Annotated in this window: 12 protein-coding genes and 1 riboswitch; of the genes, 10 read left to right on the forward strand and 2 right to left on the reverse strand. The window is 28.0% G+C overall.

The annotated features are described in order from the left end of the window. Positions 1-59 precede the first annotated feature (59 nt). Both ACQZHJ_RS02800 and ACQZHJ_RS02805 read left to right on the forward strand, forming a co-directional pair. Positions 60-464 (forward strand): hypothetical protein, encoded by a 405-nt coding sequence (locus ACQZHJ_RS02800; protein WP_430484020.1) that lies wholly within the window; start codon positions 60-62, stop codon positions 462-464. 38 nt (positions 465-502) lie between these two features. Next, positions 503-3,436 (forward strand): NPCBM/NEW2 domain-containing protein, encoded by a 2,934-nt coding sequence (locus tag ACQZHJ_RS02805; protein ID WP_430484021.1) that lies wholly within the window; start codon positions 503-505, stop codon positions 3,434-3,436. 50 nt (positions 3,437-3,486) lie between these two features. On the opposite strand, the gene ACQZHJ_RS02810 is transcribed toward ACQZHJ_RS02805, so the two are convergent. After that, entirely contained in the window at positions 3,487-4,848 is a 1,362-nt protein-coding gene (locus tag ACQZHJ_RS02810; protein WP_430484022.1) for a nucleobase:cation symporter-2 family protein, read from the reverse strand. 342 nt (positions 4,849-5,190) lie between these two features. Continuing rightward, positions 5,191-5,292: riboswitch (purine riboswitch) on the reverse strand. Between the two features lie 322 nt (positions 5,293-5,614). Here ACQZHJ_RS02810 and ACQZHJ_RS02815 point away from each other — a divergent pair. Further along, complete coding sequence (locus ACQZHJ_RS02815) at positions 5,615-7,021, forward strand: alanine/glycine:cation symporter family protein (protein ID WP_430484023.1); 1,407 nt, start codon at positions 5,615-5,617, stop codon at positions 7,019-7,021. Positions 7,022-7,079: 58 nt separating this feature from the next. Here ACQZHJ_RS02815 and ACQZHJ_RS02820 read toward each other — a convergent pair whose 3' ends face one another. Then, on the reverse strand, positions 7,080-7,601 hold the full coding sequence (locus ACQZHJ_RS02820) for a hypothetical protein (protein WP_430484024.1): 522 nt from the start codon (positions 7,599-7,601) through the stop codon (positions 7,080-7,082). 174 nt (positions 7,602-7,775) lie between these two features. Between ACQZHJ_RS02820 and ACQZHJ_RS02825 the strand changes: the two genes are divergently transcribed. The 7 genes from ACQZHJ_RS02825 to ACQZHJ_RS02855 all read left to right on the forward strand — a co-directional run bounded on the left by ACQZHJ_RS02825 (position 7,776) and on the right by ACQZHJ_RS02855 (position 13,463). Beyond that, positions 7,776-8,117 carry a hypothetical protein gene (locus ACQZHJ_RS02825; RefSeq protein ID WP_430484025.1) on the forward strand — a complete coding sequence of 114 codons (342 nt, stop codon included), beginning with the start codon at positions 7,776-7,778 and terminating at the stop codon, positions 8,115-8,117. Positions 8,118-8,129: 12 nt separating this feature from the next. Next, complete coding sequence (locus ACQZHJ_RS02830) at positions 8,130-8,411, forward strand: hypothetical protein (RefSeq protein WP_430484026.1); 282 nt, start codon at positions 8,130-8,132, stop codon at positions 8,409-8,411. A gap of 87 nt (positions 8,412-8,498) precedes the next feature. After that, the gene (locus ACQZHJ_RS02835; protein ID WP_430484027.1) at positions 8,499-9,032 is read left to right on the forward strand and encodes a YcxB family protein; all 534 of its coding nucleotides are present in this window, start codon (positions 8,499-8,501) and stop codon (positions 9,030-9,032) included. 485 nt (positions 9,033-9,517) lie between these two features. Next, entirely contained in the window at positions 9,518-10,390 is an 873-nt protein-coding gene (locus tag ACQZHJ_RS02840; protein WP_430484028.1) for a YitT family protein, read from the forward strand. Between the two features lie 176 nt (positions 10,391-10,566). After that, positions 10,567-10,926 carry a DUF6693 family protein gene (locus ACQZHJ_RS02845; RefSeq protein ID WP_430484029.1) on the forward strand — a complete coding sequence of 120 codons (360 nt, stop codon included), beginning with the start codon at positions 10,567-10,569 and terminating at the stop codon, positions 10,924-10,926. Between the two features lie 192 nt (positions 10,927-11,118). Further along, positions 11,119-11,943 carry a Cof-type HAD-IIB family hydrolase gene (locus ACQZHJ_RS02850; RefSeq protein ID WP_430484030.1) on the forward strand — a complete coding sequence of 275 codons (825 nt, stop codon included), beginning with the start codon at positions 11,119-11,121 and terminating at the stop codon, positions 11,941-11,943. Between the two features lie 98 nt (positions 11,944-12,041). Next, positions 12,042-13,463: an NAD(P)/FAD-dependent oxidoreductase gene (locus ACQZHJ_RS02855; protein ID WP_430484031.1), complete on the forward strand. Its 1,422-nt coding sequence runs from the start codon at positions 12,042-12,044 to the stop codon at positions 13,461-13,463. Position 13,464 lies beyond the last annotated feature (1 nt).

Consider the following 13,464-nt stretch of genomic DNA (forward strand, 5'->3'; position numbering starts at 1 on the left):
GGAATAATAAAATTTAAAATACGTATATTATAGTAAATATGTGCTTTAGGAGGGTATAAGTGAAGAAAAAAAGTAAATTTATTGTTTTTATATTATTTAGTATATTTATTTTCATTAGTCTATTTTCAATAAAGACTTTAAGTGCAAAAGAAAAAATTATGTCTATAGAATATTATTTTTATAATCCTTGCAAATCATGTAATGATGGTGAAAAATTTGTAGAAGATTTAAAAGCTAAGATAAAAGAAAAAAATTTACATGAAGAAGAATTTAAAATAACAACTAGAAATATAGCAGAAAAAGAGAATGATGATTTATTTAAAAAAATAACAAAAGATATAGAGAACTCTGATGAATTAGAGACAAGCGTACCATTACTTAAAGTAAATAATGTATTTATCTTTGGAACAGAAGCAATTGCAAAGGAGGGAATTGGGGTAATAGAAAAAGAGTCTATGAAATAATGGAATAAATCAGTTCTAAACATATAGGGGGATAGGGCATGAATATTAAAAAGATAGCTATGTTTATATGTGGATTAATGGTAACTCAAGTTTGTCATGAAAATATTGTCTTTGCTCAAGATGATATAACTGTAATAACAGAACAAAAAAGAAGTACAGAATGGGTTAAAAAAGGTAATGATGAGATTTATGATAATGGAGTAGGGTTAACACCACAAATGGGATGGTCTAGTTGGAATTATTTTAAAGAGAAGATTAATGAAGAAGAAATATTAGAAATAGCAGATGCCATGGAGAAATCAGGATTAGTAGAATTAGGTTATGAGTATTTAAACTTAGATGATTGTTGGCAATCATCTATGAGAGATGAAGATGGAAGACTACAGTCAGATTTAACTAATTTTCCAAGTGGTATGAAAGAGTTAGTAAGAATGGTAAATGAAAGAGGAATGAAGTTAGGGTTATATACATCTAATGGAACTTTTACATGTGAAGATTTACCAGCTAGCTTGGGTAATGAAAAAATTGATGCTAAAACTTTTGCTGAATGGGGCATTGAATATTTTAAATATGATTTCTGTCATAATGTGCCATTACCAACTAAAGCACCTGAGATTGATCGTCTTTATATTGGAAAGAAAGGTGAAAAAGATTCTATAATAATAGAAGCTGAAGATGCAAATTTACATGGCAATGCACAAGTAATCAATGCAAGCAATTCTTATGGTGGAAAATATGTTACTGGGTTAGATGCAAATGGAGGGTATATAGAATTTGACAATATAAATGTTGAAGAAGCAGGAGAATATGTTTTGACTATAGGACTTAAAAAGAGTGGTAACTTTGAAAAGTATGCACATGTTCTAATAAATGAAGATAAGTCATATGAAGCTTTAGTACCACCAACATCAGCATGGAATCCAACAGGAAGACATCAGCTTATTGTAGAACTAAAAGAAGGAAATAATAAAGTTAAAATATATAATCCAATAGCAACAGCTAAAGATAGTGCTATTGCCTTATACAACAGAATGGGACAAGAGTTAAAGAAAGCAACAAAAGTCCAAGCAGAAAAAACTGGTGAGAATGAAAGACCTATATTTTTCTCAATATGTGAATGGGGAAATAATAAGCCTTGGGAATGGGGAAAAGGTATAGGGAATTCTTGGAGAACTACTCCAGATATATCTGCAAATTGGGGAAGAATTGTAGATATATATAATAAAAATATAAAGTTACATGAATATGCAGGACCAGGACATTTCAATGATCCTGATATGCTAGAAGTTGGAAATGGGAATTTAACTTATGAAGAAAATAAGTCACATTTTACTTTGTGGTGCATGATGGCAGCTCCTTTAATATTAGGAAATGACATTAGAACATTTATAAATGAAGATGGTACTGTAGATACAGATAATCAAACTTATGAAATTATAACAAATAAAGATTTGATTGATATAGACCAAGATAAAAGAGGAATTCAAGGACGTATTTATAAGGTAGATGGCAATGTAGATATAATAGTAAAACCTTTAGAAAATAATGAATTAGCATTATGTTTCTTTAACAAAGGAAATTCTTCCACTTCATCAAGTGTTTCTTTAAATGAATTAACAGATGAAGAGTATATTGATTTACCTAAAAGTAGTGCATATAGAGCTTATGATTTATGGGAAAAAGGAATAGAGAGAGTTACAGATGAGATTAATGTTAATATTCCAGCTCATGGGGTAAAAGTTTTTAGAGTTTCTGAGGCTAGTATGGGGGAAGTTGATAAGGAGCAAAGTATAACATTAAAAATTGAAGATATAGTACCTACAGAGAGTGAAATTATAGTATCAACTGAAGTGCAAAACACAGGTAAAGAAACTATGAAAAATATTAATGCATATTTAGAAGTTCCAGAGGGATTTACTATAGAATCTATGGATACAGAAATTGAACAGTTAGCGACTGGTGAAGTGTTTGTAGGTAAATGGAAGGTAACAACTCCTAAAGAAAAAGGAGACTTTAGTATTAGAACAAATGTAGCTTTTGAATATGATTCAGAATCAAGTAGTTTTGAGAAAGAATCTATAAAGAATATTAAAACTATGGATAAGCCTAGAGATGGAGAAAAATTAGGTGATATGGAATGGGTTTCTTCAACTGTAGGATGGGGAGGAGAAGCAAAAAGAAATAAAAATATAAAGAATGGTCCTATTGTTATAAATGGCAAAACTTATACATCAGGTTTAGGAACACATGCTAATGGGGAAACTATTGTATTTTTAGGTGGAGATTCTTATAACTTTACATCAGTAATAGGAATTGATGATGAAACTAATGGTGGATCAGAACAATGGGGTTATCCTTCAGCAACATTTGAGGTTTGGGCAGATAAAGAAAAAATTTATGATAGTGGAAGAATGGGTTATAAAGATGAAAAAACTATAGATTTAGATATACATGGAGCTCAAGTTTTAACTTTAAAAGTTACTGATTTTGGTGATGGAAATTCTTATGATGAATGTAACTGGGCAAATGGAACATTTAATATAATAGAAAGCAAAGAAGTAGATAAAACAGAATTAAAAGAAAAGATAGATTATGCAAATGAGTTATTAAATTCTTCAGAAGAAGGAATTGAAAATGGTCAATATCATTTAGGAGCAAAGTTGATTTTAGAAGAAGAATTGCTTATTTCAAATAAAGTTTTAGAAAATAAACTTTCAACTATAGAAGAGGTTGAAGTTGCAATTGATAATTTAGAAAAATCGATAAATAAGTTTAAAACTCTTCTAATAACAAGTGAAACTGATGATATAAACAATAATGGAAAAGTTGATTCTGGAGATTTGGGAATTATATCAAAAAGTTATGGGAAATCAATTGAAGATGATGATTTTAATAAATCTTTAGATATAAATAAAGATGGTGTAATAGATTTATTAGACATAGATTTTGTTACAAAACGTATATTGAAATAAGGATAAATAAAGTAAAAAAAGATACATGAATAATTTCATGTATCTTTTTGTTATTCCACTTTTACTTCATCAGTGTCATACATATTTTCAAATTCCATTGATTTGGAATTATCTTTTAAAGCGACATTTAATATTAGTGCTGCTATTGTTCCAGTAGAGATTCCAGAAGAGAATACCATTCTTATTGCTTCTGGAAGGTTCTGAATTACATCAGGTCTAAATGTAACTCCAAGCCCAAGTCCCATTGATATAGCGATTATTAAAAGATTACGTTCTGTTAAGTTTATATTACTTAAAGTTCTTATACCAGCAGCAGCTACAGTTCCGAACATCATTATTCCAACACCACCAAGCACTGGGTCAGGAATACCTGTAATTATAGCAGAGATTTTTGGTAAAAAGCCTAGTACAGCTAGTAGTACACCAGCCATAATAGCTACATGACGGCTAGCTACTTTGGTAAGAGAAATTATACCTATATTTTGGCTAAATGAAGTATTAGGAAATGCTCCGACTAATCCACCAATAGCACTTCCAACACCATCTGCAAGTACTCCTGATGCAATTTTTTTACCATCTACATCTATGTTAGAAGTTTCTCCTATAGCTTTTAAACAACCAACTGTTCCTATTGCTGAAACAAAGTAAGCTGGTAGGAAGGCTATAACAGATTTTATATCAAAAGTAACTCCATATCCTAAGATATTGGGTAAGGAGAACCAGCTTGCTTCTTTTACAGGAGTAAAATCAACTAACCCTAAAGGAATACAAACTATATATCCGATTATTATTCCAATTAATATAGAGGCACTACTTAAAATTCCTTTTCCATAGTTATTAAGTAATAAAGTTATTACTAAGACAAACATTGCAACACCTAAGTTTTGTAAGCTACCATAGTCAGCAGAACCAACTCCACCTGCTGCCCAATCAATAGAAACAGGAAGTAGAGTAAGCCCTATTAAAGCAACTACAGTTCCAGTAACAAGTGGTGGGAAGAATTTCATTAATGGTTTTATAAAGAAACTTAAGATAACTTCAAATAATGATCCTAAAATAGTAGCGCCAATTATTCCAGGAAGTCCAAGAACTGACCCAACAGAAATAGATGGTGATACAAATGTAAAATCAGTACCCATTATACAAGCAACTTTTGCTCCTACTTTACCAAGTCCTCGAGCTTGGATTATAGTAGCTAGTCCAGAAGCAAGTATGGAAGCACTTATTAAAGCTGTAGTAGTTTTACTATCAAACCCAAGAGAAGTAGCAATAACTAGTGGTACTACGATTATTCCTCCAAATGCAGCGAAGATATGTTGAAGACCAAATAAAAATTTTTTAGGTAGGTCTAAATTATCATCTACACCATAGACTAAGTTAACTTCCGTATTCTTTAAATTTTCTTTTTCCATATTAACATCTCCTTATAATTTTTCATTTGAAATTCTCATTATAAGATTCTAGAGAAGATAAACTTTCGATAAAACTTTTCTGTTATATAAAAAGAAAATAAATAGTAGTTCTGAAATGGAACATTAGAATAAGTTTTATTGAAAATTTAATTAAATAAAATCTTATAAAACTCATATAAAAAGTTTGCTATAGGTTCACTTAGAGAAAAAAGCTTAGTACTAACTTAAAAGAATATAAAAGTGAGTACTAATTTTTAAGAACCTAGGAAGTTATACTTAATAAAAAAAGCAACACCTTATATGAGGTGTTGCTTAGTTATCTACTATCTCTATAGAGAGTATATATCTTGTACAACTCCTCGTAGTCTGCTATTTTACGGTTAGCAGGTAGAAACTTTCGGACCATATTACCGATTATATACGAGTTAAATTTATTATGATTATTATAACACGAAAAATTTAAAAATCAAGAGTGTTTAATATTCGTTATGTTGAAAGAAGAAAATATATTTGCAACTTAACATAAAATTAACATTCATGCAATAAAATATTATTTATCGCTAAATATTTTGTAGGTGAATTTAATAGTTTTTACATTGCATAAAAGTTAAAATGAATTTTATGGTTTCGTTTCTTTCAAAAATGGTTTTTAAAACCTTGTATGATAGTTTTAAAACAGTATAAATGAAAGAAAATAAAAAAAACTTGCAAATATTAAAGATATACTATAAAATTAATAAAAAGTTTAAAAACGGAGGATGAAGGTATGGAATTATTAAACAAATTAATATCTAATGTAAATGATTTATTGTGGAGTTATATTTTAATCGTTTTACTTATAGCTTTAGGAATTTATTTTTCGGTAAAAACAAAATTTGTTCAATTTAGATATTTTAAAGAAATGGTAAGATTATTAGGAGATGGTCTTACAAGTTCAAGTAGAAAGAAAGGTGGAATTTCATCATTCCAAGCATTCTGTATAAGTACAGCTTCAAGAGTTGGTACTGGAAATATAGCAGGGATAGCTATAGCCATTTCAGTTGGAGGACCAGGTGCAGTATTTTGGATGTGGTTAATAGCTTTAATAGGAGCAGCTTCAAGTTTTGTTGAATCAACATTAGCTCAAGTATATAAGGAAAAAAATCCAGATGGTACATTTAGAGGTGGTCCAGCTTATTACATGGAAAGAGGACTTAAGAAAAGATGGATGGGAGTAGCATTCTCAATTCTCATTTCAATTTGTTTTGGATTAATATTTAATTCTGTACAAGCTAATACAATAACAATTGCTTTTAATAATGCTTTTGGTACAGATAGATTACTAGTTGGAATAATAATAACAATAATAACTTGTTTTGTAATATTTGGTGGAGTTACAAGAGTAGCTAAAGTTTCAGAGATAATAGTACCTGTAATGGCAGTTGCATATATAGGAATAGCAATATTTATAGTATTTACTAATATAGATAAATTACCATCAGTTTTAGCTTTAATATTTGAAAATGCTTTTGGATTTAGAGAAATTGTAGGGGGAACAATTGGAGGCGCTGTTCTTATGGGAATAAAAAGAGGACTTTTCTCAAATGAAGCTGGTATGGGAAGTGCACCCAATGCGGCTGCAACAGCAGATGTAAGTCATCCTGTGAAGCAAGGTCTTATACAAACATTAGGGGTATTTACAGATACATTATTAATATGTAGTTGCACAGCATTTATGATTTTATTATCAGATGTAAATTATATGGATAAATCACAGACTGGAATATCACTTGCTCAAAATGCATTAACAAGTGAGCTTGGATCTTGGGCTGGAGTATTTTTAGCAATATGTATATTATTATTTGCATTTAGTTCAATAGTCGGTAACTATTATTATGGAGAGTCAAATATAGAATTCTTAAATAGCAAAAAAATATACTTAGTTATGTATAGAATATTGGTTATTGGAATGGTTTTATTTGGTTCAATAGCAGAAATACAAATTGTTTGGAATTTGGCAGATCTTTTCATGGGACTTATGGCAATATTAAACTTAATAGCAATTGCTTTATTAAGTAAAAAAGCTTTCTTAGTTTTACAAGATTATACAAAGCAAAAGAATGAAGGAATAAAAGAACCTGTATTTAAAGCATCATCTATACCAGGCCTAGATGATGTTTCAGAGTGGAAATAAAATAAAAAATTAAGTTGCATCAAAATATGATTTAGTGTACTTTGATGCAACTTATTTTTTATTCAGTAATTATATTATCCATAATAAGTTTTATAAGTTCTTCAGAATTATTTAAAGGTCCTCTTGATGAATCTGTATAACCATTAGTAGAAGTTCCATATTGGAAGCAATTTTCTATAGAGCTTTCATTATAGTTTGATTCGTCATTAAGGATTAGAGGAAAGAATAGTTTATTATATTTAATTGGTGTAAGAGTAGAATCTTTTAAAGTCATTTCGTGTTCTTCTTCATATAAGAATTCTATAGCTAAGTTTTCTTTTTTTAGTGAGTCTACATACTGTTCAGTAACCACATCTTGAATTGTAGATATCTTTTCTTCATCAATTCTTTTATTAGTTAATTCAACTAGTTCTTTAAATGCCTTATTATCTTTTGAAACTTCAATTGGAGTCATATCATAGTAAACAAAAATTTTATTGGGTAATTTAATTAATTCATCATTAAGTTTATTATTACAACCTAAGAAAATAGTTGTAGATAGAATAAAAGTTAGTAGTAAGAATGTAATAAATTTTTTCATAAATCCTCCAAAATTAAACTTTTATAATATAGGAATGTATAGATAATAAAAATTATATAACAAAATATCAGTTAAAAAGTTACAAAAAAAGGATTATAATCAATAAAAAGGATACAAAATATTAACAAAATATGATAAACTGAAAACGGATACTTACTTAGGAGGAGAGAATTTATGGATTATTATGATAGATTTGATTGTGAGGATAATAATGATAATGAAAAAAAGAGCCTGATTAGAAGAATTGGTGGACAAATATTCTGGTTTATAATTTTGGTTATGTTTTTTTCATTAGCATTTAGTTTTTTACAACCTATTGTTAGACATAGTAAAACAGATTATTTGTCAGCAAAAAAAGCTAGACTGGAGATTGAACAAACTAGAAATCAAGATAAAATAAATTTAGAAAAAGAAAAAGAAGATTTAGTTTCAGAAGGAAAAGATTTAGAAAAGAGAAATGATACTCTTGAGGAACAGTTAAAAAATTTAGATGAAGAAATTAATAGTTTGAAATAGAGGTATAAATAAATGGGTAAGGTTTTAAAATTTATAAAAACTCATAAGATAGTGCTTGTTTTAGCAATTATTATAGGGATTTTTCCAAACTTATTAGTTACTGATTATTCAAAACAGTACAATGAAGAGGTTGCGAAAATTAAAAGTATAAAACTTGAAATTAAAGGGATGGCCAATACTGAGGATATGGATGATCTTAGAAAAAGTGTAAATACACTTAAAAATGAAAATTCAAAATTAGAAAAAGAAGTACAAGCCAAACAGGCTGAGTTAGATAAATTAAAAAATAATTAGTTTTATTAACTTAAATTCTTTTGATAAAATATTTATTATATAGACTTAAATATATTAAGATAAAAATATTTTATAAGGGAGTTTAATATGAACGAGAAAAAATTATTTTCAGTAAAAACTTCTATTGATAAGAAAGATTATCATAAGTTTTTATACATTGCTACTTTTTTAAGAAGAAAACTAATGATTCCAATGATTATAATAGTTTCTGCTATTATGGCTGGAGTAGTAGCCTTTAATAAGGAGGTATTTCAATTTACTGATTTCTTTATTTATTGGGCAATATTGTTAGGGATAACTTTGTTTGCAATAGTTGTAAAAGTTGAAACAAGAAATAGGGAAAAAATAAAGGCTGATAAGATAAATGGAAGCTTAAAAGCACATGAAACTTTAGAATTTTATGATGATTTTGTTGTTATAAAAAGTACTGCTTTTAAAAGTAAGAGTAAGCTAAAGTATTATAAGTTTCATGAAATTATAGAAACTAAGAATTATTTTATTATATATTTCAATAGACAACAAGCTTCAATAATAAGAAAAGTAGATTTAGATAATGAAACTATTGAAAATTTAAAGAAGCTATTTATTGAAAAATTAAAAGGTAAATATAGAAGGATTTAATTAGAATGGGTTGTATTAAATGACTTTTTAGTGGAATTTATAAGTATTATTATGACAATAAATTATAAGTTTTGCTATAAAGTTTTTATACAACTCATTTTTGATTTGAAAGAAATAGAATTTCTATTTAAGATGGATAAAATATGAGTTTTACAAAAGAAAAGTTAATAATTTGCAGATTGCTTCAAGAGGTATAAATAAAGCATCAAAAAATATTAAAAAAGGATTAGGTAAGCTTTTAAATGAGAAACATAAAGCTACTAAGAAATGTAACATTAAGTAAAAACACTTTTTTATCCGTTATGAATGTTTTAAGTTATTTGAAGAGAAAATAATAAATAGTTAGTAAAAAGTGTGAAATATAATAAATTGTAAAAATAGTAATTAAAACTCTTTAAAAGAAATTAATTGGTGATATAATGAATTAAACAAATTTTCGCAAAATAATAAATTATTTCAAAATAACTTTGAACGGAGTGAAAAGCGTGAATAAAAAGAACAAAAGTTTATATCAGATTGCCTATAGAATTACTGCTATAATTCTTTTTGGGGCTTTAGCTGGGATTGGGGTTAACTTTTTCCTTACACCTGCACATATATATTCATCAGGAGTAACGGGAATATCACAGCTATTATCTTCAATTGGTGGGGATTTTTTTAATATCAATATTGATATATCAACATGGGTATTAATTCTTAACTTACCACTTGCATTTTTATCCTTTAAAAAACTTGGAAAGAAATTTACTTTGTATAGTTTCCTTTCAATTTTATCCTTGTCATTCTTTATAGGTGTTATTCCACAAAAAGTTGTTACTAATAACCAGCTTTTAGATGCAATCTTTGGTGGTGTTCTTATGGGGGCTGGAGTAGGAATGTGCTTTAGAGCAGGATTTTCTACTGGTGGAACAGATATAATAGTTTTAGTTGTTCAAAAAATGACTGGAAAATCAGTAGGTCAGCTTGGATTCTTGGTTAATGGGGCAATACTTTTAGTAGCTGGACTAGTGTATGGATGGGAACTTGCCTTATATAGTTTAGTTTCAATATATGTAACAACTAAGGTAATAGATTTGTTCTATATACAACAATATAAGCTTACAGTAACTATTTATACTAAAAAAGAAAAAGAAATTGTTGATAGTTTACTTAAAGGAAGAACTAGAGGTGTTACTGTTGGAAGAAATCTTTATGGTGGATACACAAATGAACCGGTAAGTTCGGTTGTTACAGTAATTTCTAAGCATGAATTATTATTACTTAAAAAAAATGTTATGGATATAGATCCAGATGCCTTTGTAAATGTACAACCAACAGTTGAGGTTATAGGGAAATTCTATGATAATTCATTAATATAGTTTCAATTTAAAAAACTCAGTAATGTATTTAAAGATACTACTGAGTTTTTTAGTGTTTTTAATATATTATATTGACAAAAAAGTAATTATAAGAGGTTATTGAATTAAAATTTTATAGTAGTAATATTATGTATATATTGGAACAATTGATTTAATAAACTTAAGGAGGAGTTAAAATGAAGAAACAGTCATCAATTATTTTAAATAAAGATAAATATGATTCCTATTTTGATAATACTGTTAAAAATGAAATTATACATCACATTAAATTAATACTATTAGGTATAATTACTTTAGGGTTAGCATATCCGTGGATTATTTGTATGAAAGAAAATATGAAATGTGAGCATACAGTTATTTGTGGTAAAAGGCTAAAGTTTATTGGAGATCCTAAAGAGTTAATAGGACATTGGATACTTTGGTGGATATTAATGGTAATAACTTTAGGGATTTATGGACTTGTTGTTAAAGTCAGATTTGATCAATGGATAACTGCAAATACGATTTTTGAAGATGTTAAAGAAATTAAAGATTAATATAATGGTAGAAATAAGGTTAAGTTTGAAATTAATTTTATTTCTACTATTTTTATATGATAAATAGGTTCTATGTAATAAAACATATAACTAAATACCTATTTTAATTATAAAAAATAGGTATTTAACTTATTAAATTTAAAGTTTTATAATCAATATGTAAAAGTAATTGACAAGAAAGAAGTGTTTAAGATGAGTATAAAATTAATTTGCATTGATATGGATGGAACTTTATTAATGGATCAACAAAGGGTTGCAGATGAAGATAAACAAGCAATAAAGGAAGCTGTAGAAAAGGGAATAACTGTGGCAATAACAACAGGTAGAGTTTATGATTGTGCAAGATTGTACTCAGAAACAATAGGATTAAAGACTCCAATAATAGCTTGTAATGGAGCTTATATAGGTGGAGCTAATGATGAGGAAATATATAATAATCCTCTTAGATTTGAAGATTTAGAGGATTTTAATAGAGTAACAAAGAAGAATAATTTATTTACATATGTTAATACAAACTGGGGAATTATTTCAACTAAAGAATTACCAGAAAATCATGTTTATAAGGTGTTAAACAGAACTCTACCAGAAGAACAAAAAGTAAGACTTGAGGTAGTAAAAGATTTAGATGAAGCATTTAAAAAGTATGATGGTGAGATATTAAAAGGGGTTTGTGTAGAAAAAGAATTTAAAGATAATTTAAGAGAAGCGAAGGAAGAATTAATTTCATGCACAGATGATTTAGAAATTGTATCTTCATGGGATGATAATTTTGAGATAATGAAAAAAGGAAGCTCTAAAGGAGAAGCAGTAAAAATGCTTGCTAAGCATTTAGGAGTTTCACAAGAAGAAGTTATGTGTATTGGAGATAGTGAAAATGATCTTTCAATGATAACTTGGGCAGGAACTGGAGTAGCTATGGGAAATGCTATAGATGATGTTAAGAAAAGTGCAAATTATGTAACTTCAGATAATAAACATGCAGGTGTAGCAGAAGCTATAAGAAAATTTGCATTATAATTTAAAAAATAACCAAGAAAGATATTAAAAATGATTTAAAGACTTGTTTTACATATATAGATTAAAGTTTTATATTTCATTAAAAGGAGATACATGGTATGAAAGATATTATAGTTATTGGTGCAGGAGTAATTGGTTGCTCTATTGCTAGAGAATTATCAAAATATGATTTAGATGTTGTTGTATTAGAGAAAAATAGTGATATTTCTGAAGGAATATCAAAAGGAAATAGTGGAATTATACATGCTGGATATAATGAAAAGGAAGGCACATTAAAAGCAAAATTAAATTTGGAAGGAAATAAAATGTTTGATGATTTATCAAAAGATTTAGATTTTCCTTTTAAGAGAAATGGAGCATTAATTTTAGCTTTTTCAAATGAAGAAATGGACAAGTTAAAAGAATTAAAAGCTAATGGAGAGAAATTAGGTATTGAAGGATTAACTTTGTTAGCTAAAGAAGAAGCTTTAAGAATTGAAGAGAATTTAAGTGAAGAAATAATTGGAGCTTTAAGTGTTGAAACTTCAGGAATAGTAAGTCCATATGAAATGACAATAGCATTAGGAGAAAATGCTGCTGAAAATGGAGTAGAATTTAAATTGAATTCTAATGTTACTAATATAGAAAAGTATGAAAATGGATATAGAGTTACTATAAATGGTACTGAAATATTAGAAGGAAGTATGATTATAAATGCTTCTGGATTAGAAGGTGCAGTATTAAATAATATAATAAGCATGGATAAAAAAGAGATAAAACTAGTTAAAGGAGAGTATTGTCTTTTTGATAAAGTAGCAGGTTCTATGATTAAAAAGACAATATTCCAAGTTCCAGATAAGTTAAGTAAGGGAATTTTAGTAACTCCAACAGCTGATGGGAACTTATTAGTGGGTCCAAATGCAGAAGAAAATTCAAATTTAGAAACTTCAAGAGAAGGTCTAGATGAAATTTTAGATAAAGGAAAAAAATCAGTAAAAGAGTTACCAGTAGCTAGAGTAATAAGCACATTTTCTGGGGTAAGACCTAAAATAGAAGGTGGCGACTTTATAATAGAAGAAGCAAAAGATGCGAAAAACTTTATAAATGTAATTGGAATTGATTCACCTGGTTTAACAGCAGCACCAGCTATAGCGGTTTATGTTGTAGATATTATTAAAGAAAAATTAGATTTAAAAGAGAAAAAAGATTTCAATGGAATAAGAAAGGGTATAGTTAGATTTGCACAACTTTCTTTAGATGAAAAAAATAAATTAATAGCTAAAAATCCAGCTTATGGACATATGGTTTGTAAGTGTGAGTTAGTTACTGAAGGAGAAATAATAGAAGCAATAAAAAGACCAATACCAGCTACTACTATTGATGGCATAAAGAGAAGAACTCGTGCTTCAATGGGGGGATGTCAAGGTGTTGGGTGCACAATTCCTATAGGGAAGATTTTAAGTAGAGAACTAGGTATTAAAATTAGTGAAATAAATAAGAATAATGAAAGCTCACCAGTTATTGGTTTTGAGGAGGCGTAAT

The sequence above is a fragment of the Clostridium sp. B9 genome (assembly GCF_050509515.1).
Lineage (GTDB): Bacteria > Bacillota > Clostridia > Clostridiales > Clostridiaceae > Sarcina.

Bases quoted from the DNA above. Each gene is read 5' to 3' on its own strand.
- ACQZHJ_RS02805 (WP_430484021.1), top strand. From the start codon at position 503: ATGAATATTAAAAAGATAGCTATGTTTATATGTGGATTAATGGTAACT.
- ACQZHJ_RS02810 (WP_430484022.1), bottom strand. From the start codon at position 4,848: ATGGAAAAAGAAAATTTAAAGAATACGGAAGTTAACTTAGTCTATGGT.
- ACQZHJ_RS02815 (WP_430484023.1), top strand. From the start codon at position 5,615: ATGGAATTATTAAACAAATTAATATCTAATGTAAATGATTTATTGTGG.
- ACQZHJ_RS02820 (WP_430484024.1), bottom strand. From the start codon at position 7,601: ATGAAAAAATTTATTACATTCTTACTACTAACTTTTATTCTATCTACA.
- ACQZHJ_RS02825 (WP_430484025.1), top strand. From the start codon at position 7,776: ATGGATTATTATGATAGATTTGATTGTGAGGATAATAATGATAATGAA.
- ACQZHJ_RS02830 (WP_430484026.1), top strand. From the start codon at position 8,130: ATGGGTAAGGTTTTAAAATTTATAAAAACTCATAAGATAGTGCTTGTT.
- ACQZHJ_RS02835 (WP_430484027.1), top strand. From the start codon at position 8,499: ATGAACGAGAAAAAATTATTTTCAGTAAAAACTTCTATTGATAAGAAA.
- ACQZHJ_RS02845 (WP_430484029.1), top strand. From the start codon at position 10,567: ATGAAGAAACAGTCATCAATTATTTTAAATAAAGATAAATATGATTCC.
- ACQZHJ_RS02850 (WP_430484030.1), top strand. From the start codon at position 11,119: ATGAGTATAAAATTAATTTGCATTGATATGGATGGAACTTTATTAATG.
- ACQZHJ_RS02855 (WP_430484031.1), top strand. From the start codon at position 12,042: ATGAAAGATATTATAGTTATTGGTGCAGGAGTAATTGGTTGCTCTATT.